Origin of the sequence: Kitasatospora sp. NPDC101155 (assembly GCF_044768305.1) — a bacterium.
Taxonomy (GTDB): domain Bacteria; phylum Actinomycetota; class Actinomycetes; order Streptomycetales; family Streptomycetaceae; genus Kitasatospora.
Genome location: NZ_JBIWPN010000009.1, coordinates 94,790 through 119,634, shown reverse-complemented (window position 1 = coordinate 119,634; position 24,845 = coordinate 94,790). Strand labels below are relative to the sequence as shown.

25 protein-coding genes are annotated in these 24,845 nt (G+C 72.9%); 17 read left to right on the top strand and 8 right to left on the bottom strand.

Annotated features, from left to right (window positions below; translation table 11 throughout):
• Positions 1 to 169: 169 nt before the first annotated feature.
• A complete protein-coding gene (locus ACIRYZ_RS16045) occupies positions 170 to 685 on the top strand; it encodes a hypothetical protein (protein WP_402944290.1) in 516 nt (171 codons plus the stop codon).
• A gap of 113 nt (positions 686 to 798) precedes the next feature.
• The gene (gene purU / locus ACIRYZ_RS16040) at positions 799 to 1,665 is read left to right on the top strand and encodes a formyltetrahydrofolate deformylase (RefSeq protein ID WP_402944287.1); all 867 of its coding nucleotides are present in this window, start codon (positions 799 to 801) and stop codon (positions 1,663 to 1,665) included.
• Positions 1,666 to 1,671: 6 nt separating this feature from the next.
• Here the strand turns inward: purU and ACIRYZ_RS16035 are convergent, their stop codons facing one another.
• Entirely contained in the window at positions 1,672 to 2,877 is a 1,206-nt protein-coding gene (locus tag ACIRYZ_RS16035; RefSeq protein WP_402944284.1) for a zf-HC2 domain-containing protein, read from the bottom strand.
• The gene (locus ACIRYZ_RS16030) at positions 2,874 to 3,443 is read right to left on the bottom strand and encodes a sigma-70 family RNA polymerase sigma factor (RefSeq protein ID WP_402944282.1); all 570 of its coding nucleotides are present in this window, start codon (positions 3,441 to 3,443) and stop codon (positions 2,874 to 2,876) included. The genes ACIRYZ_RS16035 and ACIRYZ_RS16030 overlap by 4 nt, the downstream gene beginning before the upstream one ends.
• Before the next feature lie 555 nt (positions 3,444 to 3,998).
• Between ACIRYZ_RS16030 and ACIRYZ_RS16025 the strand changes: the two genes are divergently transcribed.
• Positions 3,999 to 4,472, top strand: coding sequence for an ATP-binding protein (locus ACIRYZ_RS16025; protein ID WP_402944279.1), 474 nt, complete (start codon positions 3,999 to 4,001; stop codon positions 4,470 to 4,472).
• 391 nt (positions 4,473 to 4,863) lie between these two features.
• Here the strand turns inward: ACIRYZ_RS16025 and ACIRYZ_RS16020 are convergent, their stop codons facing one another.
• Positions 4,864 to 5,865 carry a GlxA family transcriptional regulator gene (locus tag ACIRYZ_RS16020; RefSeq protein ID WP_402944276.1) on the bottom strand — a complete coding sequence of 334 codons (1,002 nt, stop codon included), beginning with the start codon at positions 5,863 to 5,865 and terminating at the stop codon, positions 4,864 to 4,866.
• A 123-nt stretch (positions 5,866 to 5,988) separates the two neighbouring features.
• On the opposite strand from ACIRYZ_RS16020, the gene ACIRYZ_RS16015 reads away from it, so the two are divergent.
• The 4 genes from ACIRYZ_RS16015 (at position 5,989) to ACIRYZ_RS16000 (ending at position 9,554) form a co-directional block, all read left to right on the top strand.
• Positions 5,989 to 7,320, top strand: coding sequence for an MFS transporter (locus tag ACIRYZ_RS16015; protein WP_402944274.1), 1,332 nt, complete (start codon positions 5,989 to 5,991; stop codon positions 7,318 to 7,320).
• A 46-nt stretch (positions 7,321 to 7,366) separates the two neighbouring features.
• Entirely contained in the window at positions 7,367 to 7,894 is a 528-nt protein-coding gene (locus tag ACIRYZ_RS16010; protein WP_402944271.1) for a GNAT family N-acetyltransferase, read from the top strand.
• 146 nt (positions 7,895 to 8,040) lie between these two features.
• Positions 8,041 to 8,385, top strand: a complete 345-nt coding sequence (locus ACIRYZ_RS16005) for a DUF4229 domain-containing protein (protein WP_393033759.1) — start codon at positions 8,041 to 8,043, stop codon at positions 8,383 to 8,385.
• A 167-nt stretch (positions 8,386 to 8,552) separates the two neighbouring features.
• On the top strand, positions 8,553 to 9,554 hold the full coding sequence (locus ACIRYZ_RS16000) for a LacI family DNA-binding transcriptional regulator (protein ID WP_402944268.1): 1,002 nt from the start codon (positions 8,553 to 8,555) through the stop codon (positions 9,552 to 9,554).
• 106 nt (positions 9,555 to 9,660) lie between these two features.
• Here the strand turns inward: ACIRYZ_RS16000 and ACIRYZ_RS15995 are convergent, their stop codons facing one another.
• A complete protein-coding gene (locus ACIRYZ_RS15995; protein WP_402944266.1) occupies positions 9,661 to 10,869 on the bottom strand; it encodes an MFS transporter in 1,209 nt (402 codons plus the stop codon).
• A gap of 449 nt (positions 10,870 to 11,318) precedes the next feature.
• Between ACIRYZ_RS15995 and ACIRYZ_RS15990 the strand changes: the two genes are divergently transcribed.
• On the top strand, positions 11,319 to 12,668 hold the full coding sequence (locus ACIRYZ_RS15990) for a dicarboxylate/amino acid:cation symporter (RefSeq protein ID WP_393033768.1): 1,350 nt from the start codon (positions 11,319 to 11,321) through the stop codon (positions 12,666 to 12,668).
• 216 nt (positions 12,669 to 12,884) lie between these two features.
• Here the strand turns inward: ACIRYZ_RS15990 and ACIRYZ_RS15985 are convergent, their stop codons facing one another.
• Complete coding sequence (locus ACIRYZ_RS15985) at positions 12,885 to 13,088, bottom strand: cold-shock protein (protein ID WP_355670162.1); 204 nt, start codon at positions 13,086 to 13,088, stop codon at positions 12,885 to 12,887.
• A gap of 375 nt (positions 13,089 to 13,463) precedes the next feature.
• Between ACIRYZ_RS15985 and ACIRYZ_RS15980 the strand changes: the two genes are divergently transcribed.
• The 7 genes from ACIRYZ_RS15980 (at position 13,464) to ACIRYZ_RS15950 (ending at position 21,257) form a co-directional block, all read left to right on the top strand.
• Entirely contained in the window at positions 13,464 to 14,366 is a 903-nt protein-coding gene (locus tag ACIRYZ_RS15980; RefSeq protein ID WP_402944262.1) for a menaquinone biosynthetic enzyme MqnA/MqnD family protein, read from the top strand.
• Positions 14,367 to 14,580: 214 nt separating this feature from the next.
• Positions 14,581 to 16,269, top strand: coding sequence for a serine/threonine-protein kinase (locus ACIRYZ_RS15975; RefSeq protein WP_402944259.1), 1,689 nt, complete (start codon positions 14,581 to 14,583; stop codon positions 16,267 to 16,269).
• Between the two features lie 73 nt (positions 16,270 to 16,342).
• On the top strand, positions 16,343 to 17,563 hold the full coding sequence (gene mqnC, locus ACIRYZ_RS15970) for a cyclic dehypoxanthinyl futalosine synthase (RefSeq protein ID WP_402944256.1): 1,221 nt from the start codon (positions 16,343 to 16,345) through the stop codon (positions 17,561 to 17,563).
• Between the two features lie 10 nt (positions 17,564 to 17,573).
• Positions 17,574 to 18,206 carry an imidazolonepropionase-like domain-containing protein gene (locus ACIRYZ_RS15965; RefSeq protein WP_402944253.1) on the top strand — a complete coding sequence of 211 codons (633 nt, stop codon included), beginning with the start codon at positions 17,574 to 17,576 and terminating at the stop codon, positions 18,204 to 18,206.
• A 245-nt stretch (positions 18,207 to 18,451) separates the two neighbouring features.
• Positions 18,452 to 19,039: a hypothetical protein gene (locus tag ACIRYZ_RS15960; protein ID WP_387614889.1), complete on the top strand. Its 588-nt coding sequence runs from the start codon at positions 18,452 to 18,454 to the stop codon at positions 19,037 to 19,039.
• Positions 19,040 to 19,107: 68 nt separating this feature from the next.
• Positions 19,108 to 19,803 carry a demethylmenaquinone methyltransferase gene (locus ACIRYZ_RS15955; RefSeq protein ID WP_393033784.1) on the top strand — a complete coding sequence of 232 codons (696 nt, stop codon included), beginning with the start codon at positions 19,108 to 19,110 and terminating at the stop codon, positions 19,801 to 19,803.
• Positions 19,804 to 19,967: 164 nt separating this feature from the next.
• Entirely contained in the window at positions 19,968 to 21,257 is a 1,290-nt protein-coding gene (locus tag ACIRYZ_RS15950) for a geranylgeranyl reductase family protein (RefSeq protein WP_402944626.1), read from the top strand.
• Here ACIRYZ_RS15950 and ACIRYZ_RS15945 read toward each other — a convergent pair.
• The 3 genes from ACIRYZ_RS15945 to ACIRYZ_RS15935 form a co-directional block, all read right to left on the bottom strand.
• Positions 21,254 to 21,649 carry a MazG-like family protein gene (locus ACIRYZ_RS15945; RefSeq protein ID WP_402944249.1) on the bottom strand — a complete coding sequence of 132 codons (396 nt, stop codon included), beginning with the start codon at positions 21,647 to 21,649 and terminating at the stop codon, positions 21,254 to 21,256. The two genes, ACIRYZ_RS15950 and ACIRYZ_RS15945, sit on opposite strands and share 4 nt — an antisense overlap.
• Before the next feature lie 73 nt (positions 21,650 to 21,722).
• Positions 21,723 to 22,433, bottom strand: coding sequence for a peptidylprolyl isomerase (locus tag ACIRYZ_RS15940; protein WP_402944248.1), 711 nt, complete (start codon positions 22,431 to 22,433; stop codon positions 21,723 to 21,725).
• A gap of 85 nt (positions 22,434 to 22,518) precedes the next feature.
• Positions 22,519 to 23,169, bottom strand: a complete 651-nt coding sequence (locus tag ACIRYZ_RS15935) for a TetR/AcrR family transcriptional regulator (RefSeq protein WP_402944245.1) — start codon at positions 23,167 to 23,169, stop codon at positions 22,519 to 22,521.
• A 601-nt stretch (positions 23,170 to 23,770) separates the two neighbouring features.
• Between ACIRYZ_RS15935 and ACIRYZ_RS15930 the strand changes: the two genes are divergently transcribed.
• On the top strand, positions 23,771 to 24,130 hold the full coding sequence (locus tag ACIRYZ_RS15930) for an NADH-quinone oxidoreductase subunit A (protein ID WP_030060100.1): 360 nt from the start codon (positions 23,771 to 23,773) through the stop codon (positions 24,128 to 24,130).
• Positions 24,131 to 24,241: 111 nt separating this feature from the next.
• The gene (locus tag ACIRYZ_RS15925; protein WP_402944242.1) at positions 24,242 to 24,796 is read left to right on the top strand and encodes a NuoB/complex I 20 kDa subunit family protein; all 555 of its coding nucleotides are present in this window, start codon (positions 24,242 to 24,244) and stop codon (positions 24,794 to 24,796) included.
• The last annotated feature ends 49 nt before the right edge of the window (positions 24,797 to 24,845 follow it).

Sequence of the window (24,845 nt, the reverse complement as noted above, 5' to 3'; positions counted from 1 at the left end):
CTTCCCTCTCTGGGCGCCATCCGGCGCACCGGAACCAGCCAAGCCCCGGAGCCGCAAGCCGAGAGGGCCGAAATGCGAACGTTCGGCAAACGGGAGCTGAAATCCGAAGAGGTACGCGTGTAGATCGCGAGTGGAGCACGAACAGAGGGGGAACGTACGATCGTTCACCATGTCCGCCAGCACAGATTCTTCGCACAGGTCTGCCCGAAACCCTTCTCGTCCGGGCCACCGCTCCAGCACGATGGGCGGCATGCCCCTCAACGACCTGCCCTGGTGGCGCTGGCGAGCGCGACTGCGCTCGGCGCTGCACATGCTGTCCGACCCCGGCTTCCAGCAGGAGGCCTGGCTGGCCGGCCGCGAGGGGTACGGGGACGTGACCGACGCCGTCTACCGGCTGGTCGAGGACACCTGGCTGGACCGCTGGTCGGCCGAGAAGTACGTGGGCACGATGTTCCGCGACTCCGCCGAGGCCGCCCTGGTCGACGTCGCGGTGCTGCGCGCGGTGCAGATGCTGCACGAGGTCGGCGCGGACGCCCCGGCCTCCGCCTACCTCGGCCACCCCGGCTGGCCGGAGACCGTCCGGGCCGCCCGGGAGGCGCACGTCGCGCTGGCCGTCGGTGACGGGGACGACCCGGACGCGGCGCCCAAGTCGCTGGACGTGCTGCGCATCCTCACCCAGGTCTGAGGCCGTCCGTCGGGCAGCGCCGTCCCGCAGTTCGGGCAGCGGGGCGGCGACTGTCCAGGATGTGACACGCTGGACCATCCACCCACGTACGACATCAGGACGGGATACCCCCAGTGGAACAGCAGCCGGTCAGCGCCCAGTACGTCCTCACGCTGTCCTGTCCCGACAAGCAGGGCATCGTCCACGCTGTCTCCAGCTACCTCTTCATGACCGGCTGCAACATCATCGACAGCCAGCAGTTCGGGAACGGGGACAGCGGCCTGTTCTTCATGCGGGTGCACTTCTCCGCCCCCGAGCCAGTCACCGCCGACGAACTGCGGGCCAGCTTCGCCGCGATCGGCGCCTCCTTCGGGATGGACTGGCAGATCCACCCGACCGAGCAGCGGATGCGGATCATCCTGATGGTCAGCAAGTTCGGGCACTGCCTGAACGACCTGCTCTACCGCACCCGGATCGGCGCGCTGCCGGTGGAGATCGCCGCGGTGGTCTCCAACCACACCGACCTGCGGGACCTGACCGAGGGCTACGGCATCCCGTTCCACCACATCCCGGTCACCAGGGACACCAAGGCCGAGGCCGAGCGGCAGCTGCTGGACCTGGTCGCCAAGGAGGACGTCGAACTGGTCGTGCTGGCCCGCTACATGCAGGTGCTCTCCGACCAGCTGTGCACCGAGCTGTCCGGCCGGGTGATCAACATCCACCACTCCTTCCTGCCGAGCTTCAAGGGCGCCAAGCCGTACCACCAGGCGCACGCCCGCGGCGTGAAGCTGATCGGCGCCACCGCGCACTACGTCACCGCCGACCTCGACGAGGGCCCGATCATCGAGCAGGAGGTGGCCCGGGTCACCCACGACGTCAGCCCGGACCAGCTGGTCGCGCTCGGCCGGGACGTCGAGTGCCAGGCGCTGGCCCGCGCGGTCAAGTGGCACAGCGAGCACCGCGTGCTGCTGGACGGCGCCCGTACGGTCGTCTTCGCGTAATCCCGGCTACGGTCGCGAGAGCAGCGGCAGCGCGTGCAGTACCTCGCGCACCGCGGCCCGGTCGCCGTGCTCGCCCACCGGCAGCCGGTCCGGATCGCGGTGCGCGGCGGCCAACTGGCACAGCTCCAGGCCGTCCAGCACCATCGAGGCCACCGGCTCCCCGCCGGGCGGCCCGGCCTCCGGACCGTCCAGCGGCACCAGCCACTCGCCGGCCGCCGGACCGTCCACCACCAGCCGCAGCCGCCGGCCGCCCACGGCGCCGTCGGCCGTCGGGCTCCCGGCCGACGCACCCGGCGCCCCGGCGTGCGCGGGGCGCGCCGCGCGCAGCCCGGCCAGTGCCTGGGGGAGCAGCCGGACCACCAGCTCCACCATCTGCCGCAGGTGCTGCGGGGCCGGCGGGTCGTACGGGTAGGCGACCGCGCGGGCCACGTCCTCGCCGCGCACGTAGCACTCCAGGGCGCGGTCCACGAAGGCGTCGCGCAGCGGCAGCACCACGAAGCCGAGGTCGACCGGGGCGCTGCCCTGCGGGGCGAGCGCGGCACCGCGCACCAGGTCGTGGGTCTGCCGCCGCCACCTGGAGCGCACCGACTGCGGCGGCAGGTTGGACTGGTCGGCGAGCAGCCGCGCGGCGCGCGCGGTGAGCGCGGCGTACGGGCCGCCCTGGGGCGGGACCCGCGGCGCCGGGACGGCCGTCTCCTGCGGCGGCACCCGCCGCTCGGCGGGCGGGACGGGCGCGGGCGCAGCCGCGGTGGCCGGCACCGGGTCGGGCAGGCCGAGCGCGAGCGCCAGCACGCCGTCCACGGCGGTCAGCCGGCCCAGCACCTCGGCCGGGCGCAGCCGCTCGGTGCCGCCGTGCCACGGCAGTTCGGCCACCTCCTGCCACTCCTCCGGACCGAGGTCGCGCAGCAGCGCGTCGAGCTTGGCGGTCTCCGCGGTGTACGGCATCCCCCAGGCGGGGACGGGCAGTTCGGCCGGGCGGCGGGCCAGGCACCAGTCCAGCACCTGCTGGCGCAGTGAGCCTGGCTGGTCCAGCGGCTCGTCCAGGGAGAGCCAGCCGGCCGCGTCGCGCAGCCGGGCCGCCTCCCGGGCGCACTCCGGGCAGTCGCGCAGGTGCTGCTCCAACTCGGCGGCCTCGCGCGGCGGGCAGGCGCCGAGGGCCCAGGCGCCGAGCAGCGAGCGCTGGGCGTCGTGCTGCTCCTCGGAGTTGTTCACCTGTTCCCGTCCTCGTCCTGGCGGGCGCGCTCGTCGGCCAGTTCGGTGGCCAGCAGTTCCAGGCCGAGCCGCATCCGCTGCTTGGCGGCCTGTTCGCTGATGCCGAGCATCCGGGCCGTCTCCTGGTAGGTGCGGCCGTCGTAGTACGTCACCGCGATGGTCTCACGCAGGGGTTGCGGCAGGGAGTCGACCACGTACTGCACGTGCGCGGCGGTGGCCACGGTGCGGATCTCCTCCTCGGCCGCGCCGGAGCCGCCGCCCCGGGTCCACTCGGCGGCGCGCCGCGCCCGCAGCCGCTCGACCGCGCGGCGGTGGGTGAGCGCGCCGAGCCAGGAGCGCAGCGAGCCCTGGGCGGGGTCGAAGTCCTCGGGGTGTTCCCAGACGTGGGCGAATATCTCCCGGGTGAGCTGGGCGGCGGCCGCCTGGTCGGCGAGCACCCGCCCGGCCAGGCCGTGCACCATCGGCGAGAGCTGGTCGTAGAGTTCGCCGAGCGCGGTCTCCTCGCCGCGGGCGAGGCGCCGCTGCAACTGCTCGTCCCAGCGCGGAGTGCGGTCAGGGGTGGCCATCGGGAACCACCCTCCTGCCCGGTTCGCTGGCGTTACCCAACGGTATCCCGTGGCCGGTTCGCGGTGGGAGGGAATCCGGCAACGTCCGGTGGATCGTCACATGGTTGGACGGTCCGCTCGTGGGACGGTCCGCCGACGGCGCCGTTCGAGGTCGGCTGGACATATGTCGCACGGGTGGTTCGCGAGTGGCGGGCGGGGTGCGGGGGGTGTCCGGCGGTAGGTTCCCGCCTGTAGGACCGGCAGGTCGGCCCGGGTCGGACGAGTGCCGGTGCGAGGCTCGCGAGAGTGAACGGGACAGTATGCACTGCCCTGTCCCCCGATCGCCGGAATATGCCCGAAGCGCTTGCTGTGGTCCGCCCGCCCACCCATCCTGAGGCGTATTCGTGTCGCGGCCGGTGCGCGACCGACGAGTTGGCGCGGACGAGTCGGTGCCGGGCGGACGGGTCGGCGAGCGCCCGGGTGAGCCTCGGGTGGCACCGGGCGATGTGCGAGGGCCGCCGGCCGATCCGGCCCGATCGGGACGATGGCCGAACTGCGAGTGCGGGTGGTGGAGCGGTGCAGGTTCTTCAGGTACAGCTTGCGGTGCAGGCGGACCCCGCCGAGGTCGGCCGGGCCCGTCGGTGGGTGCGCTCGCGGCTGCTGAACCACGGCGTGGACCCGGACGAGCCGATCGCCGAGACGGTGGTGCTGGTGGTCTCGGAACTGGTGACCAACGCCGTGGTGCACACCGGCTGTCCGGCCGTGCTGAGACTCTGTCTGCCGCTGGCCGGCGGCGCGGCGCAGGACGGTCCGGTCGGCCCGCTGCGGGTGGAGGTGGCCGACGCGAGTCAGGCCGCCCCGGCCCCGCGGCACGCCGGGGCTGACGAGGACGCCACCAACGGGCGGGGCCTGGAACTGGTCGAGCTGCTCTGCGAGCGCTGGGGCTGGTACCCGGACGGCTCGGGCAAGCGGGTCTGGTGCGAGATCGGCGCGGAGGCCCGCCCGGCCGATCCGCTGGAGGGTGCGGACTGGGCGGCTTTGGCGCAATAGCGGCTTTCGGTGCGGTCCCCGGTCGGTGCCGATCACCGGCCGAAAGGTGACGCAACCATTCCGAATTTCGGACTACCCATTGACGTGACGTATCCGAATGATCACGCTTGGGTGCGGCTCTCCGTTGCGAGGGGACGCCGAGGGGATGTCCGTCCGCCGCCACGGTGCTGCTGTCCAGGGGGATCGCGCCAGCAGGGGGGACCGTGGACCGCCGGTCGCAGGCCTTTCCTCGGCGAGTGCGGAGGCCGCGGCGCGGGTTCAGGGCCCGCGCGTCGCGATCGGATGGCGGCCTGCCACGCTGCGCTCGGGGTGCGCGCGGTCGGCCGCCGTCCGTGGCGCCCTGCGGGAGCGGCGAATTCAGGCCAACCGCCAGTCTTCTCCCAGGCTTCACTCAGGATGCGCGCCGCACCTCCGGTCCGGCCTCGGCCGGGGTGGTCCGGAAGGTGCGCCGGTAGGCGCTCGGGGCCACGTCCAGGCGACCGCGCAGTTGCAGTCGCAGCGAGGCGGCGGTGCCGAATCCGGACTCCCGGGCGACCTGGTCGATCGTCAGGTCGGTGCGCTCCAGCAGCTGACGGGCCCGCTCGGTGCGCTGGGTGGTGATCCACTGGCCCGGGCTGGCGCCGGTCTCCTCGCGGAAGCGCCGGGTGAAGGTCCGTACGCTCATGCCCGCCCGGTCGGCGAGTTGGCGCAGTGGCAGCGGCTCGTCCAGGTGCTCCAGCGCCCAGGCGCGGACGGCGGTGGTGCTGAAGCCGCCGGTCTCCACCGGGCTCGGGGCCTCCACGTACTGCTTCTGGCCGCCGTCGCGCCACGGCGGCACCAGGCAGGCCCGGGCCACCGCGTTGGCCACCGCGCTGCCGTGGTCACGGCGCACCACGTGCAGGCACAGGTCCACCCCGGCGGCCACCCCGCCGGAGGTGAGGATGTCGCCGTCGTCGGTGTAGAGCACGTCCGGGTCGAGCCTCACCTGCGGGTACATCCGGGCGAAGCGGTCGGTGTAGCTCCAGTGGGTGGTCGCCGGACGGCCGTCCAGCAGGCCGGCGGCGGCCAGCAGGAACGAGCCGGTGCAGATCGACATCAGCCGGGTGCCGGGCCGGATCCGGCGCAGCGCGGCGGCCAGTTCGGGGGTGAGGGCGGCGTCGACGCCGTCCGGGCCGGCGTCGTGGGAGGCCGGGATCACCACCGTGTCGGCCCGCTCCAGCAGTTCGGGGCCGTGGTCGACCGCGATCCGGAAGTCGGTGCTGGTGCCGACCGGCCCGCCGTCCACCGTGCAGGTGGCCACCTGGTAGCACGGCCGCCCCTCGCCGTCCCTGGCGATGCCGAAGATCCGGGCGGGGATGCCGAGTTCGAAGGCGATCACGCCCTCCAGCGCCAGTACCGCGACCAGGTGCGCCATGCCGTTCCCTTCCGCCGGTCGATGGGTCCGGGCCAGGGTACGCCGGACCGGTGGCCCGATTCTTGCGAAAGCTGTCATTCAGGCCACTCGTCCGGGAACCGGAGGCTCGGGAGACTCTTCCGCGTGACCGAACGCAGCGCCCCCGCCCCCACTCCCGCCGCCGCATCCGATCCCGACCGGCCCACCCCCGCCCAGCGCCCCCGGGTGCACTACGCCTGGGTGGTGGCCGGCGTCGCCCTGCTCGTCCTGCTCGGCTCGGCGGGCTTCCGCTCCACGCCCAGCCTGATGATGGACGCCCTGCACAACGAGTTCGGGTGGTCGCTCGGGACGATCTCCAGCGCCACCTCCGTCAACCTCACCCTGTACGGCCTCACCGCCCCCTTCGCCGCCGCCCTGATGGACCGTTTCGGCGTGCGCCTGGTGGTGGTCTGCGCCCTGCTGACCATCTCGGTCGGCGCCGGACTCACCATGCTGATGCGCCAGCCCTGGCAACTGGTGCTCTGCTGGGGCGTGCTGGTCGGCCTCGGCAGCGGCTCGATGGCCGGAGCCTTCGCCACCACCGTCACCGGCCGCTGGTTCCAGGCCCGCCAGGGCCTGGTCACCGGGGTGCTCACCGCCGCCGGCGCCGCGGGCAACCTGGTCTTCCTGCCGGTCGGCGCCTGGCTGGTCGAGCGGCACGGCTGGCGCGCGGCCGTGGTCGTGGTCTCGCTCGCCGCCTGCGCCGTCGCCGTGCCCGTCCTGCTGCTGATGCGCGAGCGGCCCGCCGACATCGGCCTGCTCCCGTACGGCGCGACCGAGGCCCCGCCCGCCCCCGTCAACGACGGCCGCGCGCTGGCCCGTTCGCTGCGGGTGCTGCGCGACGCCGCCCGGACCCGGCCGTTCTGGCTGCTGGCCGGCTCCTTCGCGATCTGCGGCGCCACCACCGCAGGACTGGTCGGCACCCACTTCATCCCGGCCGCGCACGACCACGGCATGCCGGTCACCACCGCCGCGAGCCTGCTCGCCCTGATCGGCCTGTTCGACGTGGCCGGCACCGTGTTCAGCGGCTGGCTCACCGACCGGGTCGACTCCCGGCTGCTGCTCACCGTCTACTACGGGCTGCGCGGCCTGTCCCTGCTCCTGCTGCCGCAGCTGCTCGCCGGCTCGCTCCAGCCGCCGATCCTCGCCTTCGTGGTCTTCTACGGCCTGGACTGGGTGGCCACCGTGCCGCCGACCGTCGCGCTGTGCCGCCGGCACTTCGGCGAGGACGCCCCGATCGTCTTCGGCTGGGTGCTCGCCGCCCACCAGATCGGCGCGGCCGTCGTCGCCGGGCTGGCCGGCCTGGCCCGCGACGCGCTCGGGAACTACGACCTCACCTGGTACGGCGCCGGCGCGCTGTGCGCGATCGCGGTCGGGCTCTGCCTGGCGCTGCGCACCGGGCGGCCGACGGAGCAGGCGGTGCCGGCCCTGCTGTAAGGGTCGGTTCGCTGGTGTGTTCGAGTGGAGGTCTAGGCTCCGCATCATGGCGCTCACCTTCACCCTGGACCCCAAGCTCGACCCCGACCTGCGCACCGCCGTGGTGCGGCTGTGGACGGACGTGACCAACGCCGGCGGCGCGGTCGGCTTCGTGGCGCCGGTCGCCGAGGACGAGGTCTGGGACACCGCCGAACGCCAGTTCGCCGGGGTCGCCCCGGAGGGCCCCGACCGGCTGCTGGTCGCGCACGAGAGCGCGACCGGGCGGCTGGTCGGGGTGCTGTTCTTCGAGTCGATGCGCTTCGAGCTGATGGAGCACTGGCGGATGCTCAAGCGGGTCATGGTGCACCCCGACTTCCAGGGCCTCGGCCACGGTGCCCGGCTGCTCGCCGAGGCCGAGCGGGTCGCCCGGGAGTGGGGCCTGCAGTCGCTGCGGCTGACCGCGCGCGGCGGCCAGGGGCTGGAGGGTTTCTACGGCCGCAGCGGCTACCGCGAGGTCGGCCGGGTGCCGGCCGCGATCCGGGTCGCCCCCGGCGACGACCGTGACGACATCACCATGTGGCTCGACCTGCGCTGACCCGGCCCCGGGCGGGGCGCGACGGCCGGGGACGGCGGACCCGCCCTCCTGCCCGCCTTCGGGCAGGAGGGGCCCAGCCCGCGCCGGCCGTCAGGCATGCTTGACTGGAAGACCCGCCCCGGCCCGACCCAGAAGGATGTGTCCCAGTGAGCAGCAACGGCCCGCAGAAGTCGCACGCCACGCTCCGCTACACCTCCATGCGGGTCAGCATCTTCCTGGGCTGCCTGCTGGTGTCCCTGCTGCTCGGGCACTTCCAGATCATCCCGGTCAGCGGGCAGGCCGGGACGGTCTTCCTGTTCCTGCTGGCCGCGGTGGTCTCCGCGCCGCTGAGCTACGTGCTGCTGAGCAAGCAGCGGGACGAGATGTCCACTCAGATCACCACCAAGGTCGCCGGGATGCGCAGCCGGACCGCCGAGCGGATCGCCGTGCAGAACGCCGAGGAGGACGCCGCGGACGAGGCCGCCCGCGCGGCCGCCGCCGGCAAGAACTGACCCCGGCCCTGAGAGCGCCGTCCGCCGTGCCCGCCGATCCCCGCGCCGCCGCCGACCGGCCCGCCGACGCCGATCGGCCCGTTGAAGTGGACCGGCCCGTTGAAGTGGATCGGCCCGCTGACGCCGATCGACCCGCCGGGAGTGGGGGCGGGACCTGGCCGGCCCCCGTGCGCCGGCCCACCGGGCGGGACGTGGCCCGGCTCGCCGGGGTCTCGCAAGCCACCGTCTCACTGGTCTTCTCCGGCGCGGAGGCCGGCCGCCGGGTCTCCGAGGCCACCCGGGAGCGGGTCCGGGAGGCCGCCCGCAGCCTCGGCTACCGCCCGCAGGCGGCCGGCCGCCAGCTGCGGCTGGGCCGCAGCGGGATGATCATGCTGGCCGTGCCCAATCTGCAGGGGCCGTTCTTCGGCCGGGTGCTGGAGGGTGTCCACCACGAGGCCGGCCGGCACGGCCTGGCGGTCGTGGTCAGCTCCGGCTGGGGCAGCGCCACCCTCGCCGAGGCCGCCACCGCCGGCCGCTTCGACGGCCTGCTGATCTGCTCCCCGGACGACAGCCAGCTCGGCGAGCTGCCCGCCGACACCCCCGCCGTCTTCCTGGACGCCGACCCCGGCACCGACCGGGCGCGCCCGACCGTCGAGCTCGACGTGGCCGGCGGGATGCGCGCGGCCGTGGAGCACCTGGCCGCCCTCGGCCACCGCCGGATCGGCCACCTGCGCTCCACCCATGCCGCGTACACCTTCCGGGTCCGGCAGGCCGCCTTCGAGCAGGCGGTGCGCGAACTGGGGCTGGACGTCGTGGAGTTGGGCGTGAGCCTGAACGAGGGGTACGCCGCCGCGCGGAGCGTGGCCGGTGAGCTGCTGGAGCGGGCGGACCGTCCGCGCGCGGTGATCTGCGACGACGACGTGGTCGCCTCCGGGGTCTACCAGGCCGCCGCCGAGCGGGGGTTGCGGGTGCCGGACGACCTGTCCGTGGTCGGCATGGACAACGTCGCGGTCTCCGGACTGCTCGCTCCGCCGCTGACCACCGTCGACCTGCCCGGCGAGGAGCTGGGCCGGGTGGGCGCGGCCGCGCTGGCCGGACTGCTGCGCGGGGAGCGGGTGGAGCCGGTCGCGCCGCTGGCCACCTCGCTGGTGCTGCGTTCCTCGACCGCCCCCGAGCCCGCCGCGTCCTGACGCGAGGTCGGGGTCCCGGCCGTACCGGTTCGATCGGGTGCGCCTACGGCGAAAGGACTGCGCCCGCCGGCCAGACCCCGGCGGGCGCAGTCGTCTGTGGGGTGGGTCAGCCCACCGGGACGGGCTGCGGGGGTGCGGCGACCGGGGTGGCGCGGAACCAGCCTCGGGCGCCGAAGAGCAGCAGGCCGCCGAGGGCGATGCCGCCGGCCGCGCAGAGGGCCACGGAGCGGAGGGAGTCTTCGGCGAGGTGGCCGGAGACGGCGTAGCCGAGTGAGTTGCCGGTGGCGAAGAGGGTCACCAGCCAGGCGAAGGCCTCGGTCACGGTGCCGGTCGGTGCCAGTTCGGCGACCAGGACGAAGGCGGCCGCGAGCAGCGGGGCGAGCACGATCCCGGAGAGGAAGGCCAGGGCGGCCATCGGGTACGGGCCGGGCAGTGTCACCAGCGGGAGGTAGGAGGCGGCCATCGCGAGGGCCATCATCCAGGTGCGGGTCGCGGTGGTCCGGCGCCAGTCGATCACGCCGTAGGCGAGCGCGCCGAGCAGGCCGCCGAGGGCCGCCAGTGCCAGCAGGGTGCCGCCGCCGCCCGGCAGTTCGCCGGTGTGCTGTTCGGCGTAGGCGATGAAGAGCACGTTCTGCGCGCCGACCGCCCAGCCGGCGCCGGCCAGGCCGATCAGCAGCAGGACCAGGCCGGGGGAGCGGAGCGGTCCGAGCAGTCCGGCGGACTGTTCGCGGGCGGGGGCGCGCCAGGTGCGGGCCGGTGCGGCGGTGGCGACGATCAGTGCGCCGGCCAGTCCGAGTCCGGCGGCGACCCAGAGTGCGGCGACCGGGCTGAACAGGCCGGCGATGCCGGCGACGGCCAGCGGTCCGGCCACGTAGAGGATCTGCTGGGAGGCGGAGTCGAAGGCGTACGCGGTGTCGAGCTGTTCCTCCTCGACCACGTCCGGCCAGAGCGAGCGCAGGCAGGGCTCCAGCGGGGGCATGGCGAGGCCGGCTATGGCGGCGCCGAGGGGCGCGGCGACCGGGGAGCCGGGGGCGAGGGCGAGCAGCGCGTACCCGCCGCCGGCCACCACGGCGGAGGCGAGCAGGACGCGGGGCTGTCCGGTGCGGTCCACGATCCGCCCGAGCACCGGTCCGCCGACGGCGGCGGAGATCGCGTAGGCGGCGGTGGCCAGTCCGATCCGGCTGTACGGGACTCCGGCCTCGCGCAGGGCGAGGGCGATCACCAGGGCGGTCATTCCGGCGGGCATGCGGCCGAGCAGGGTGCCGAGCAGGAGTCGGGTGACGTGCGGGGCTCGAAGCAGGGCGAGGTAGCCCATCGGTGCTCTTCTCCGGTCAGGGCAGGGGAGGGCGGGGACGCTGTCAAAGTTATACGTATAACTGCTGTGCGGTCAATCCGACCGGAGGGTGTGCCTGATGGGGCGTCAGCTTCGTTCGTGTCCGGATCTCGTCCTCGCGGCGTGCCGAGGTGTGGCCTGAACTCAAACAACTACTTTGAACATCTCAAATCTTTACTGCTAACGTGTCGGCCGTGACCACCTCAGACGCACTGCGGATGCACGGCCCGGGCCCGCTGCCCGGCGCCGCCCGCCCGTGCGCTCTGACCGGTGCTGTGGACAGCCCGCGCCGTTGTCGCGCCATGAGCTGTATTCCGGCGGCACGCCCCTGAACGGGGTCCGTGACCTCCTCACGTCCGGCCCCGTGTCGTGCCGCCCCCTCCGCCCCACACCCCACCGTCAGCAACGCCCTCCCCCGGAGTCGCACCCCCATGTCCACAGCGCCCGAGGCGACCTCGTCGCCGTCCGTGCTCGCCCGTATCCGCAAGACACCGTTCTGGGTGCAGATCGTCGCCGGCCTCGTGCTCGGCGTCGGCCTCGGCTACCTGGCCCGTGCCGCCGACATCTCCTGGCTGGCCACCACCCTGGAGACGATCGGCAAGATCTTCGTCCAGCTGCTCAAGCTGGCCGTCCCGCCGCTGGTGTTCACCGCGATCGTGGTGAGCGTCGCCAACCTGCGGGGCGTCACCAACGCGGCCCGGCTGGCCACCCGCACGCTGCTCTGGTTCATGATCACCTCGCTGATCGCGGTCGCCATCGGCCTGGGCCTCGGCCTGCTGACCAACCCCGGCCAGGGCACCAACCTGAAGACCGAGGGCCTCAAGGCGCTCGACTCCAAGGGCACCTGGATCGACTTCCTGACCGGGATCTTCCCGACCAACATCGTCGACGCCTTCGCCAAGGTGAACGTGCTGCAGATCGTCTTCATGGCGGTCGTGGTCGGCGCCGCGATCATCAAGCTCGGCGCCAAGGCGGAGCCGGTCCTCAAGCTCAGCGAGTCCGTGCTGGAGCTGACCCAGACCGCCCTGTGGTGGGTCATCCGGCTCTCGCCGCTCGGCACCCTCGGCCTGATCGGCAAGTCCGTCGCCAAGTACGGCTGGGACCTGCTCAAGCCCTTCGCCACGCTGACCCTGGACATCTACGTCGGCTGCGCGCTGGTGCTGTTCGTCGTCTACTCGCTGCTGCTGCGCTTCGCCGCGGGCCTCAACCCACTGCACTTCTACAAGGGCGCCTGGCCCGCGATCCAGCTGGCCTTCGTCTCGCGCTCCTCGGTCGGCACCCTGCCGGTCACCCGCCGCGTCACCGAGCGCCTCGGCGTCCCCAGCGAGTACGCCTCCTTCGCCGTCCCGTTCGGCGCCACCACCAAGATGGACGGCTGCGCCGCGATCTACCCGGCGGTCGCCGCGATCTTCGTCGCCCAGGTCTACAACATCGAGCTCGGCATCAAGGACTACGTCCTGATCGCCTTCGTCTCGGTGGTCGGCTCGGCCGCGACCGCGGGCCTCACCGGTGCGATCGTCATGCTGACGCTGACCCTGTCCACCCTGGGCCTGCCGCTGGAGGGCGTCGGCCTGCTGCTCGCCATCGACCCGATCCTGGACATGATGCGGACCGCGACGAACGTCGCCGGTCAGGCGCTGGTGCCGGTGCTGGTCGCGGCGCGGGAGAAGATCCTGGACACCGACGCGTACAACAACCCCTCCGGTGACCTGTACGGGGAGGACGCGCCGTCGGCCGTCGCCCCGGCGCAGGCCGGCGCGAAGGCTCCGGTCGCGGCCTGACCGCAGTCGTACGAAAAGGGCCTGCCCCCGCACCGGAAGGTGTGGGGGCAGGCCCTTCGCCGTGCTCTCCCGGCGGGGAGGGCGCGGGGAAGAGGCAGGGGGCCCGCCGCGATGGGCAGGCCCCCTTGGGTGTTGCTCTTGTGCTCATGGTGACGGCTGTCGGGAGCCGCCGGCGGACCCGCACGGGTCCCGAGCGATCAGAACATCAGAGGATGGTCAGACAGCGCTGACGTTCTCCGCCTGCGGGCCCTTCGGGCCCTGGGTGACGTCGAAGGTGACCGCCTGGTTCTCCTCCAGCGAACGGAAGCCGTTCGCGTTGATGGCGGAGTAGTGGACGAAGACGTCGGGGCCGCCGCCATCCTGGGCGATGAAACCGAAGCCCTTCTCAGCGTTGAACCACTTGACGGTTCCCTGAGCCATGCCGTTCTCCTTGCGATGCGTGTCGGGGGCCACACCGTGTGACACCCGGTCCGCTGCGCTGATCGCCCTGCCTCCGGACGAGTCCGAAATTTTTCGATATTGCTGAAAAACTACAAAAAGCCTGCGGTTACATGCTCCGCAGGCTTCAAGTACTGCAAGGGGAATCAAACTGCAACTGAGGGCAACGCTAGCATGCGGTCGCTGTGACGACCAGGGGTCGCTTGCGGTGCGGACGGGGCGTGTCGTGAGGGCTGCGAGCGGGCGCGCGAAGGCCTGTTGAGGGCGCGCGTGCGCGTGTCGGGTGGCCGGTGCGAGCCGTCCTGAACAGCGGGCATACGCTGCGGGGAAGCGCACGAACAGCAAGGGAGCGGCGCAGTGGCAGCGGACGCGCAAACGCGGGAGCACCAGGAGAACACGCCGGTCAGGCCGCGGGTCGGCCATATTCAGTTCCTGAACTGCGTTCCCCTCTACTGGGGTCTCGCCAGGACCGGCAATCTGCTCGATCTCGACCTCACCAAGGACACCCCGGAGAAGCTGAGCGACCAGCTCGTCGGGGGTTCCCTGGACATCGGGCCGATCACCTGCGTGGAGTACCTGCGCAACGCCGCCGACCTGCTGGTCCTGCCCGACATCGCGGTCGGCAGCGACGGCCCGGTGATGTCCTGCCTGATCGTGAGCAAGGTGCCGCTCGCCGACCTCGACGGCCGCCGGGTCGCCCTCGGCTCCACCAGCCGCACCTCCGTCCGGCTGGCCCGGCTGCTCCTGGAGGAGCGCGAGGGCGTCCGCCCGGACTACTTCAGCTGCCCGCCCGACCTCAGCGCGATGCTGGCCGAGGCCGACGCCGCCGTCCTGATCGGCGACCCGGCGCTGCGCGCCTACCTCGGGCAGGCCGCCGACCTCGGGCTGACCGTCCACGACCTGGGCGCGATGTGGAAGGAGTGGACCGGCCTGCCGTTCGTCTTCGCGGTCTGGGCGGTGCGCCGGGAGTTCGCCGAGCGCTGCCCCGAGCTGACCGCGGCCGTCCACCGGGCCTTCCTGGAGTCCCGCGACCTGTCGCTGGTGGAGGCCGCCAAGGTCGCCGAGCAGGCCGCCCGCTGGGAGGCCTTCGGGCCGGACGTGCTGGAGCGGTACTTCAGCGAGGCGCTGGACTTCTCGCTCGGCGAGCGGCAGTTGGCCGGGGTCGCCGAGTTCGCCCGGCGGGTCGCGCACGACAGCGGCTTCACGCCGGACGTGGCGGTGGAGCTGCTGGAGCCGGTGGCGCTGCCGGTCGGGCAGTAGCTCCCCGGGCCCCCGGAGACGGGCCCCGGAGGCGGGCCCCTGGAGAGGAGCCCCGGAGACGGGCCGCACCCCCCGGGGGTCGGCCCGGCCCGGTACGGTCTGCTCCCGAGGCGCGTCCGGCGGGTGGCCCCGCGGGAGGCGCCCCGGAAGCGGCGTACGCGGCCGGGCACCCGCCCGGGGCCGTGCGTGCGAGTGCGAGGGGAGCGTGCGGGGCATGCGGGCACTGGGGTCGGACGACCCGCGCCAGGTGGGCGCCTACCGGCTGCTGCGGAGGCTCGGTTCGGGCGGGATGGGCCGGGTCTACCTCGGCCGGACGGCCGGCGGGCGGACCGTGGCCGTCAAGGTGGTGCGCTCGGAGCTGGCGGACGACGCCGAGTTCCGCGCCCGGTTCCGGCAGGAGGTGGCCGCTGCCCGGCGGGTCGGCGGCAGCTGGACGGCGCCCGTGCTGGACGCCGACACCGAGGGCGAGCAGCCCTGGGTCGCCACCGGCTACGTGGCGGGCCCCGCGCTCACCGTCGCCGTCCAGGAGTACGGGCCGCTGCCCGAGCCGGCCGTCCGCGCGCTCGGGGTCGGGCTCGCCGAGGCGCTCGTCCACGTGCACGGGCTCGCCCTGGTGCACCGCGACGTCAAACCGTCCAACGTACTGCTGACCCTGGACGGGCCGCGGCTGATCGACTTCGGGATCGCCCGGGCGCTGGACGCGACCAGCGGGTTCACCCGATCGGGTTATGTGGTCGGCTCGCCGGGCTTCATGGCGCCGGAACAGGCGAACGGACGGCCGGTCGGACCGGCCGGGGACGTCTTCTCGCTGGGCGCCGTCCTGGCCTTCGCCGCCACCGGCGTGCACCCCTTCGGCGAGGGGGTCAGCGCGGCCGTCCTGCTCTACCGGGTGCTGCACGAGGAACCGGACGTCGCCGGGCTGGCCGAGCCGCTGCGGGCGATCGTGCTCGACTGCCTGGCCAAGGACCCGGCCGCCCGGCCCACCCCGCAGCAGCTGGCCGCCCGGCTGGACCCGGACGGCGTGGGCACCGCCCGGCTCTGGGGCTTCCTGCCGCCGGCGCTGGCGGCGGGGGTGGGGCGCAGCGCGGTGCAGCTGCTGGACCTGGAGGACGAGCCGGAGGAGCCGACGGAAGCGGCCGCGGCCGCATCGGAGGCGGCCGGGGACGAGGACCGGGCCGAGGTGGTGCCGACTCCGACCCTCCCCCCGTGCGTTTACCCGCCAGGGGGATTCGGGCCGGCCATGGCGCCCGCCAGGCCGTGGTGGCGGCGGCGGGCCGGGCTCGCGACGGTGGCGGTGCTGACGGCCGCGGCGCTCGGGGGCGTGGGGTACGGGCTGTACGAGGGGCTGCACCGCGACGACCCGGCGGTGCCGGCCGTGGGGCCGCTGCCGGTTCCGTCCGTCGATCCGAGCGACGCGATCGCCTCGTCGGGGGTCTTCGTGCCGGGCGGGACGGACACCCCGTCGGCGTCCCCGTCGACGGCGCCGTCCGCCTCCGCGTCGTCCCCGGCGCCCGCGACGGGCGGGCCGAACGCGGTGCCGGCCGCCTTCCTGGGCACCTGGAGCGGGGACATGGTCACCGACAAGGGCCTGCCCGGCGGCACCACCACGCTCACCGTCCGCCCGGCCGCGATCGGCCAGGAGAGCACCAGCAGCCGCAACGCCCTCTCCGGGCTGATCTCGATCAGCTGCGAGGGCGCCTGGACGCTCAGGTCGGTCTCCGCCACCAAGCTGGTGTTCCAGTCCCGGCTGGTGCACTCCTCGATTCCCGGCGCCTGCACCGGCGGCGCCGACGCGGAGACGCTCACCCTTCAGTCCGACGGGACGATCAGGTTCAGCTCCGCCGACCCGGCGGCCGGCAACCCGGTCGGGACGATGCGCAGGGTGAACGGGGCGGCAGGCTGAGGGTGCCCGAAACGCCTGGCGTAGGCTGGTTCGGCCGTACCCGAGTAGCACTTGAGAGAGAGAAGGCCGCCAGGTGACCGAGCTCGCAGCGACCACCCTCGATGCGTCCAGCACCGACCTGCAGGCCGTGCTCGACCGGGCCGCCGCCGGCGGCCGGATCACTCCGGAGGAGGCGCTGGAGCTGTACCGCTCGGCGCCGCTGCACGCGCTCGGCTCCGCCGCCGACGCGGTGCGCCGCCGCCGCTACGCCGGTACCGAGCACATCGCGACGTACATCATCGAGCGCAACATCAACTACACCAACGTCTGCGTGACGGCGTGCAAGTTCTGCGCCTTCTACGTGCCGCCGAAGAGCGACAAGGGCTGGTCCCGCGAGCTCGACGAGATCCTGCGCCGCTGCGCCGAGACGGTCGAGCTGGGCGGTACCCAGATCATGTTCCAGGGCGGTCACCACCCGGACTACGGCGTGGAGTACTACGAGCGCGCGTTCGCGGCGATCAAGGCGGAGTTCCCGCAGCTGGTGATCCACTCGCTGGGCGCCTCCGAGGTCGAGCACATGTCCCGGATCTCGGGCGTCTCCGTCGAGGAGGCGATCACCCGGATCCACAAGGCCGGCCTGGACTCCTTCGCGGGCGCCGGCGCCGAGCTGCTGCCGGAGCGGCCGCGCAAGGCGATCGCCCCGCTGAAGGAGTCGGGCGAGCGCTGGCTGGAGATCATGGAGATCGCCCACGGCCTCGGCGTGGAGTCCACCTCCACCATGCTGATGGGCACCGGCGAGACCAACGCCGAGCGGATCGAGCACCTGCGGATGATCCGTGAGGTGCAGGACCGCACCGGCGGGTTCCGGGCGTTCATCCCGTACACCTACCAGCCGCAGAACAACCACCTGAAGGGCTCGACCCAGGCCACCGTCTTCGAGTACCTGCGGATGATCGCGATCGCCCGCCTGTTCCTCGACAACGTCGCCCACATCCAGGGCTCCTGGCTCACCACCGGCAAGGAGGCGGGCCAGCTGTCGCTGCACTACGGCGCGGACGACCTCGGCTCGGTCATGCTGGAGGAGAACGTCGTCTCGGCGGCGGGTGCCAAGCACCGCTCCAACCTCACCGAGCTGATCCACCTGATCCGGGCCGCCGACCGCGTCCCGGCGCAGCGCTCGACCACGTACGAGCACCTGCGGGTGCTGGACGACCCGGCGAACGACCCGGTCGACCCGCGGGTCGCCTCGCACATCGCCTCCACGGCGATCGAGGGCGGCACCGCGCACCCCGAGCTGAAGATCCTGGACAACTGAGCCCGCACCGGTGCTGACCCTCCACCGGGCGGCCCTCGTGCTGCCCGACCCGGCCGATCCCACCGCCCCGTCCTTCGCCGACGGGGCGGTGCTGGTGCGCGACGAGCGGGTCGAGGCCGTCGGGCCGTACCCGGAGCTGGCGGCGGCACACCCGGCGGCGCGGGTGCGGGACTGGGGCCCGGCGGTGCTCACGCCCGGGCTGCGCAACCCGTACGGGCAGCGGGCGCTGGAGCGGGACTACCACCCGGATCCGCGGGAGGGGATCGGCTCCGAGCCGCTCACGGACGAACTGGTGGGCTGCGCCGACGAGACCCGGTTCGGGGCGAGTGCCCGGCGCGGGCTGCAGCGGATGCTCGGCTTCGGGGTGACGGCGGTGGCCGGGCCATTCGAGCGGGCCTCGGTGCGGACGGCGGTGGCGCGTTCGGGGCTGGTGGTGCTGCCGGGGCCGGCGGAGCCCGGGGCGGGGCTACTGGACCCGCTGGCGGTGCTGCCGTTGGCGCGGGCCGTGCACGGGCGGCTGGCGGCCGGTGGCCGGGCCGACTTCGCGGTGTTCGCGGTCGGCGACGAGGGGGAGTCCGGGCCGCTGCCGGGTGGCGTCCTGGCGACCGTGCTGGGCGGGCGGTTGGTGTACCGGCGGCGCTGAGGCCGCGGGTCGGTGTGACGTACTCGTCACTGGGTGGATTTCCTTGCCGTGTACGGGACTTCCTTCGTGTGCAGCCGAACTCCGGTGCCCACCCCGGGGGGTGATTCCCCCTTCGCCGTGACCTGAGGGCCCGCCAGCGGATACGATCCCGGACAGCTCACTCCGTACCCTCACCACACCACCACCCGTGCCCGCGGGCGGCGGGGCCGTGTCCCAGGCCCCGGAGGCAAGCCAGGACAGGAACCATGCGAACCGCGACCGTCCCCCCGCCGCGCACCCCGCGGTTGGGCCGTGGTTGGTACCTCGCCGCCGTGCTCAGCGCAGTGCTGGCCGTCGGCATGTGCCTGCTCGGTTGGCGCCAGGCCGAACAGGCCGACCGGATCGGGGCCCACCCGGTGAGAGTCGAGGGCGTCGTCACCCAGCTGCCGACCGGCGGCGGCACGTACAGCGCCGTCAGCTACAAGGTGAGCGGCCAGCCGCACACCGCGGCCGCGCTGCCGCTGGCCGACGGCACCAGGCTCGGCGACGCGGTCTGCCTGGAGCACGCGGCCGACGACCCGGGCGCGGTGCGGATCTGCGGCGACACCTACCCGCAGCCGGTCGGCGTGGGGCTGGCCCGGTTCAGCGTGCCGGTGGCCGTGGTGCTCTTCATGATCTGCGTGCTGCGCATCCGGCGGCACCGGCGGGCCGTCGCGGTCCGCGCCGGGCAGGGGCGGCTCGCCGCCAACCTCGCGCTGGCCACCGAGGCGCTGGCCGACGGGATGCCCGCGATCACCCACGGCAAGCGCTCCCGCCGCCGACGGCGCGCGGGCGGGCGGCGCGGGTCGCACTGACGCCGCTGGACGGCGCCCGGCGTGCCCCGTTGACCGGCCTGTCCGTTCCAGGGTGAACAATGGGGTTCGTGACCCGAGCCTCTCTGGACAAGCAGCCGCACGAAGTCGCCGCCATGTTCGACGACGTCGCGGCCAAGTACGACCTCACCAACGACGTGCTCTCCCTCGGCCAGGCCCGCGCCTGGCGCCGGGCGGTGGCCGAGGCGGTGGCCGCCGGACCGGGGGACCTCGTGCTCGACCTCGGGGCCGGCACCGGCACCTCCTCGCTGCCCTTCGTCGAGGCCGGGGCCAAGGTCGTCCCGTGCGACTTCTCGGTCGGCATGCTCGTCGAGGGCAAGCGCCGCCACCCCGAGCTGGCGCTCACCGCCGGCGACGCCACCCGGCTGCCGTTCGCGGACGACACCTTCGACGCGGTGACGATCTCCTTCGCGCTGCGCAACGTCCACGACACCGAGGCGGCGCTGCGCGAGATGCACCGGGTCACCAAGCCCGGCGGCAAGGTGGTGATCTGTGAGTTCTCCACGCCGACCTGGACGCCGTTCCGCACCGTCTACACCGAGTACCTGATGCGCGCGCTGCCGCCGGTCGCGACCGCCGTCAGCAGCAACCCGGACGCGTACGTCTACCTCGCCGAGTCCATCCGGGTCTGGCCGGACCAGCCCGCGCTGGCCGCCAAGCTGCAGCAGAGCGGCTGGTCGAAGGTCGCCTGGCGCAACCTCACCGGCGGGATCGTGGCGCTGCACCGGGGCTACAAGCTCGTCTAGCGGGTACGACAGGGCGCGGGACGGACGCGGCAGGGCGCCGGCGGGTGCGGCAGGGCGCGGGGGTCTCCGGTGGTGTGAGCGGAACTAGACTGCCGGAGACAAAAGCCGCCGTCCCCCCGCCGCAGCACCAGGAGTGTGTCCACGTGTCCGAGACCGCAGCCGATCTGACGAAGCCGGACAGCACGGTCGAGAGCACCGCCGACGTCATCGTGGTCGGCGCGGGCCCGGCCGGCTCCACCACCGCGTACTACCTGGCCCAGGCCGGGCTGGACGTGCTGCTGCTGGAGAAGACCGCCTTCCCGCGCGAGAAGGTCTGCGGCGACGGCCTGACCCCGCGCGCCACCAAGCAGCTGGTGGACATGGGCATCGACGTCTCCACCGAGAACGGCTGGCTGCACAACAAGGGCCTGCGCATCATCGGCGGCGGCGTCCGGCTGGAGCTGGACTGGCCCGAGCTGTCCTCGTTCCCGGACTACGGCCTGGTCCGCAAGCGCGCCGACTTCGACGAGCTGCTGGCCCGTCAGGCCGAGAAGGCCGGCGCCCGGCTCTACGAGCGCTGCAACGTCAGCGGGCCGGTCCTGGACGACCGCACCGGCCGGATCGTCGGCGTCACCGCCAAGCTCGGCGAGGAGAAGCGGCCGGTCACCTTCCGCGCCCCGCTGGTGGTCGCCGCCGACGGCAACTCCACCCGGCTCTCGCTGGCCATGGGCCTGCACCGGCGTGAGGACCGCCCGATGGGCGTCGCCTACCGCACCTACTTCAACTCGCCCCGCCACGACGACGACTACCTGGAGTCCTGGCTGGAGCTGTGGGACACCCGCGACGGACAGCGCAAGCTGCTGCCCGGCTACGGCTGGGTGTTCGGCATGGGCGACGGCACCTCCAACGTCGGCCTCGGCATCCTCAACTCCTCCTCGGCGTTCGGCGAGCTGGACTGGCGCGAGGTGCTCAAGGCCTGGTGCGCGAGCATGCCGGAGGAGTGGGGCTACACCCCCGAGAACATGACCGACCCGATCCGCGGCGCCGCCCTGCCGATGGCCTTCAACCGGCAGCCGCACTACACCCGCGGCCTGCTGCTGGTCGGCGACGCGGGCGGCATGGTCAACCCGTTCAACGGCGAGGGCATCGCCTACGCGATGGAATCCGGCCAGATCGCTGCCGGGGTCATCACCCAGGCCCTGGCCCGGGTCACCGTCGGCGGCCGCGAGCGCGCCCTGCAGGCCTACCCGCGCATCCTCAAGGACGTGTACGGCGGCTACTACACGCTGGGCCGCGCCTTTGTGAAGCTCATCGGCAACCCCAAGGTGATGCAGCTGGCCGCCCAGCACGGCCTGCCCCGGCCGCTGCTGATGCGCTTCACCCTCAAGCTGCTCGCCAACCTCACCGACCCGCAGGGCGGCGACGCGATGGACCGCGTGATCAACGGCCTGACCCGGGTCGCGCCCAACGCCTAACGCGCGTCCGGCGCGGCGGTCCCGGCCGCCTTCGCCGCCTTGGCCGCCGCCCGTTCCGCCGCCTCCGGGACGGAGCGGGAGGCGGCGGAACGCTGTTCGACGTAGGCGAGGCGCTCGGCGAACACCCGGGCCGCGTCGGGGGTGAGCGTCCGCAGGGCGACCAGGGCGCTGAAGACGACGTCGCAGAGCTCGTGCTGGACGTCCTCCCAGCTGTGGGTGACGCCCTTGCGCGGGTTCTGGCCGGTGGCGCCGATCACCGCCGCGCCGACCTCGCCGACCTCCTCGGAGAGCTTGAGCAGTCGCAGCAGGCGTTCCTCCTGCGGCGACTGGGTGCTCTGCTCGTCCAGCCACGCGACCAGGTGGTCGACGCTCTCCCAGATCCGGCTGTCCATGCGGTGCTGCTCCCCTTGGTCCCCTGCGGTGCGGTCGGTACCGCAACCGTACGGGAGCCGCGCGGTGCCGTTGTCAGCGCTTGCTGATCTTCACGTGGCGGATGTTCACCGGGGCGTTCGGGAAGCCGTCGCCCGGGCTGTTCTGGTCGTCCTCGCCGGCGGCGGCGATCTTCTGCAGGACGTCCAGGCCCGAGGTGATCCGGCCGAAGGGGGTGTAGGCGGGGGAGAGCTTGGTGTCCTTCCAGACGAAGAAGAACTGGCTGCCGTTGGTGTTCGGACCGGCGTTGGCCATGGCCACGGTGCCGGCCGGGTAGGTGGCGCCGGTCAGGTTCTCGTCCGGGAACGAGTAGCCCGGACCGCCGCTGCCCGTGCCGGTCGGGTCGCCGCACTGCAGGACGTAGATCCGCTGGGTGGTGAGCCGGTGGCAGTGGGTGCGGTCGAAGTAGTCGTGCTCGGCGAGGAAGCGGAACGAGAAGGTGGTGCAGGGTGCCTTGTCGGTCAGTGCCTCGAAGGTGATCGGGCCCTGGTTGGTCCGCAGGGTCGCGCGGTAGGGCTTCGCGGCCTTCTCGGCGTCGAACACCGGGATGCCCTTGAAGTTGTCGGCCGGGACGGCCGGTGTGTAGGTGCAGCCGGCGGCGGGGGCGGCGCCGGTCGCCGGGGCGTCCGCGATGGCGGTGCCGGTGCTCGCCACGAGCGGGAGGACGGTCGCGGCGGCGACCAGCGCCCAGTGCTTGCGCTTCACGTGACGGGCCTTCCGGGGGGTGGTGGACGGCTGGATTGTCATGGAGGAATCATCCACGGCCGGGTGGGGATGCGGTAGGGGGTGGGACGGCCGTGGGTCCTGGGGGCTGCGGCGTTGTGATGGTTTGTCAGTTCTGGTCCGGGGGCGCCGGGTTGGATGTGAACAGTCCGGCGCGGGCGGCCAGGGCGGCGGCGTCGGCGGCCCGCTCGGCGGTGCCGGCGTCCAGCGGCTCGCCGGAGACGAACAGCCGGTAGTAGAGCGGTGCAGTGGCGGCCCGGACCACCTCGGCGCCGTCCGTTCCGGCGGGCAACTCGCCCCGGGCGGTGGCCCGTTCGGCGACTTCGGACGCCTGGCGATGGCGGGCCGCGAAGAAGGCGCGCAGGGCGGCCGCGCCGGTGTCGGAGCGTTGGGCGGCGGAGATCAGCGCGGTGGGTGTGGGGCCGAGCTCCGGGTTGGTGAAGACGCTGAACACCTCCCGGGTGATCCGGCGGAGGTCCTCTCGGAGGTCTCCGGTGTCGGGCAGGGGCCAGGGCCGGTCGGCGGAGGCCGTCAGGGCGTCGGCGACCAGGCCGTCCACCCCGCCCCAGCGCCGGTAGAGGGTGGCCTTGTGGACGCCGGAGCGGGTGGCGACCGCCTCGACGGTGAGGTTGTCGTACCCCTTCTCGGTGACCTCGGCGAGGGTGGCGGCGACCACCTCCGCCCGGACCCGGGCGCTGCGGCCGCCCGGGCGCGGGGTGGGGGTGTGGGGCTCCGGCGCGGGGTGGGTGGCTCCGGTCAAAGTCGACTCCGGTCGCGTCAAGGCTTGCTGCGGGATGGCGGTCTGCCGTGCCCATCGTAATGCGACTCAAGTCGCATTACGAGCGGAGCCCGGGGGGAGCGGAAGCGGGAGCCGGGGCCCCGGCGCGATCCGTCGTCGCGGCCGACGGGGAGCCCCGCCCGGCGCCGACCTCGCGCGCTTGTGAACGAAGGGTCAAGCGGACGTTCAAGCGTCCGCCACCCCTGCGAGTGAGCCGCCATAACACGTCAACATGGCGCCCAGAAATTTGCCTTACGAGACGCATAGTTGATATAGGAACTTGCCGCTGACCAGCCACTTCAAAGGTGAATGCGACTGCTTGTGATCGTTTGACTCCTTTGTGTCGACAACTCTGGGCATGTTCACAATCGCCACCATTCACATGGTGTCGTAGATCACAAAGATGGCGACGAACTGCGTGTCGCAGATCACAAGCCGACGGGCATAGGATGCGCTCACTCCAAGGCTTTGTGAACTGCCTCACATGAGGTGGATCTCGGGAACTGGAGCGCGGGTTCACCTCAGCGTGACCTGCCGGTTCCGATCTGCAGTCAAGGACGACTGGACGGAGGGAGCGGGGGCTATGAATGCCTACGCGCCGATCCTCGTACTCGGTGCCATCGCGGCGGCGTTCGCGGTCGGCTCCGTCGTGATGGCCTCACTCACCGGCCCCAAGCGCTACAACCGGGCCAAGTTGGAGGCGTACGAGTGCGGCATCGAGCCGACCCCGCAGCCCGTGGGCGGCGGTCGGTTCCCGATCAAGTACTACCTGACGGCGATGCTCTTCATCGTCTTCGACATCGAGATCGTCTTCCTCTACCCCTGGGCGGTCACCTTCGACGCTCTGGGGATCTTCGGGCTGGTCGAGATGCTCCTGTTCATCGCCACCGTCTTCGTCGCGTACGCCTACGTGTGGCGCCGCGGCGGCCTGGAGTGGGACTGAGCGCGGAGTGGTCGCCCCACCCGTCGACCGGCGCGCGACCGCTTGTGAACGAGCGGACAAGCCGGAACCGGCCGACCTTCCAGACGACTTGAGGGCATTGAGAGGGATCTGATGGGAATCGAGGAGAAGCTGCCGAGCGGCTTTCTGCTCACGACCGTGGAGACGGCCGCCGGCTGGGTGCGCAAGGCGTCACTCTTCCCGGCCACCTTCGGTCTGGCCTGCTGCGCGATCGAGATGATGACCACCGGCGCCGGCCGCTACGACCTGGCCCGGTTCGGCATGGAGGTCTTCCGGGGCTCCCCCCGGCAGGCCGATCTGATGATCGTCGCAGGCCGGGTGAGCCAGAAGATGGCCCCGGTGCTGCGCCAGGTGTACGACCAGATGGCCAACCCCAAGTGGGTCATCTCGATGGGCGTCTGCGCCTCCTCCGGCGGGATGTTCAACAACTACGCGATCGTCCAGGGCGTCGACCACATCGTCCCGGTGGACATCTACCTGCCCGGCTGCCCGCCCCGCCCGGAGATGCTGATGGACGCCATCCTGAAGCTGCACGACAAGATCCAGCACGAGCCGCTGGGCGTGAACCGGCGCCGCGCCGAGGAACTCGGCGAGGCCCTCGCCCTCAAGGCCACCCCGATCAGCGAGATGCGGGGGCAGCTGCAATGAGCGAGCGATGGGGGTACCCCCGGCCGAAGGCTGGGGGAGAGCGAATCAT

What these genes read in the sequence shown, in the direction of transcription:
- ACIRYZ_RS16045 (WP_402944290.1), top strand. Translation starts at nt 170, where the DNA reads ATGTCCGCCAGCACAGATTCTTCGCACAGGTCTGCCCGAAACCCTTCT.
- ACIRYZ_RS16030 (WP_402944282.1), bottom strand. Translation starts at nt 3,443, where the DNA reads ATGGCCACCCCTGACCGCACTCCGCGCTGGGACGAGCAGTTGCAGCGG.
- ACIRYZ_RS16020 (WP_402944276.1), bottom strand. Translation starts at nt 5,865, where the DNA reads ATGGCGCACCTGGTCGCGGTACTGGCGCTGGAGGGCGTGATCGCCTTC.
- ACIRYZ_RS16010 (WP_402944271.1), top strand. Translation starts at nt 7,367, where the DNA reads ATGGCGCTCACCTTCACCCTGGACCCCAAGCTCGACCCCGACCTGCGC.
- ACIRYZ_RS15995 (WP_402944266.1), bottom strand. Translation starts at nt 10,869, where the DNA reads ATGGGCTACCTCGCCCTGCTTCGAGCCCCGCACGTCACCCGACTCCTG.
- ACIRYZ_RS15990 (WP_393033768.1), top strand. Translation starts at nt 11,319, where the DNA reads ATGTCCACAGCGCCCGAGGCGACCTCGTCGCCGTCCGTGCTCGCCCGT.
- ACIRYZ_RS15985 (WP_355670162.1), bottom strand. Translation starts at nt 13,088, where the DNA reads ATGGCTCAGGGAACCGTCAAGTGGTTCAACGCTGAGAAGGGCTTCGGT.
- ACIRYZ_RS15975 (WP_402944259.1), top strand. Translation starts at nt 14,581, where the DNA reads ATGCGGGCACTGGGGTCGGACGACCCGCGCCAGGTGGGCGCCTACCGG.
- ACIRYZ_RS15960 (WP_387614889.1), top strand. Translation starts at nt 18,452, where the DNA reads ATGCGAACCGCGACCGTCCCCCCGCCGCGCACCCCGCGGTTGGGCCGT.
- ACIRYZ_RS15945 (WP_402944249.1), bottom strand. Translation starts at nt 21,649, where the DNA reads ATGGACAGCCGGATCTGGGAGAGCGTCGACCACCTGGTCGCGTGGCTG.
- ACIRYZ_RS15940 (WP_402944248.1), bottom strand. Translation starts at nt 22,433, where the DNA reads ATGACAATCCAGCCGTCCACCACCCCCCGGAAGGCCCGTCACGTGAAG.
- ACIRYZ_RS15930 (WP_030060100.1), top strand. Translation starts at nt 23,771, where the DNA reads ATGAATGCCTACGCGCCGATCCTCGTACTCGGTGCCATCGCGGCGGCG.
- ACIRYZ_RS15925 (WP_402944242.1), top strand. Translation starts at nt 24,242, where the DNA reads ATGGGAATCGAGGAGAAGCTGCCGAGCGGCTTTCTGCTCACGACCGTG.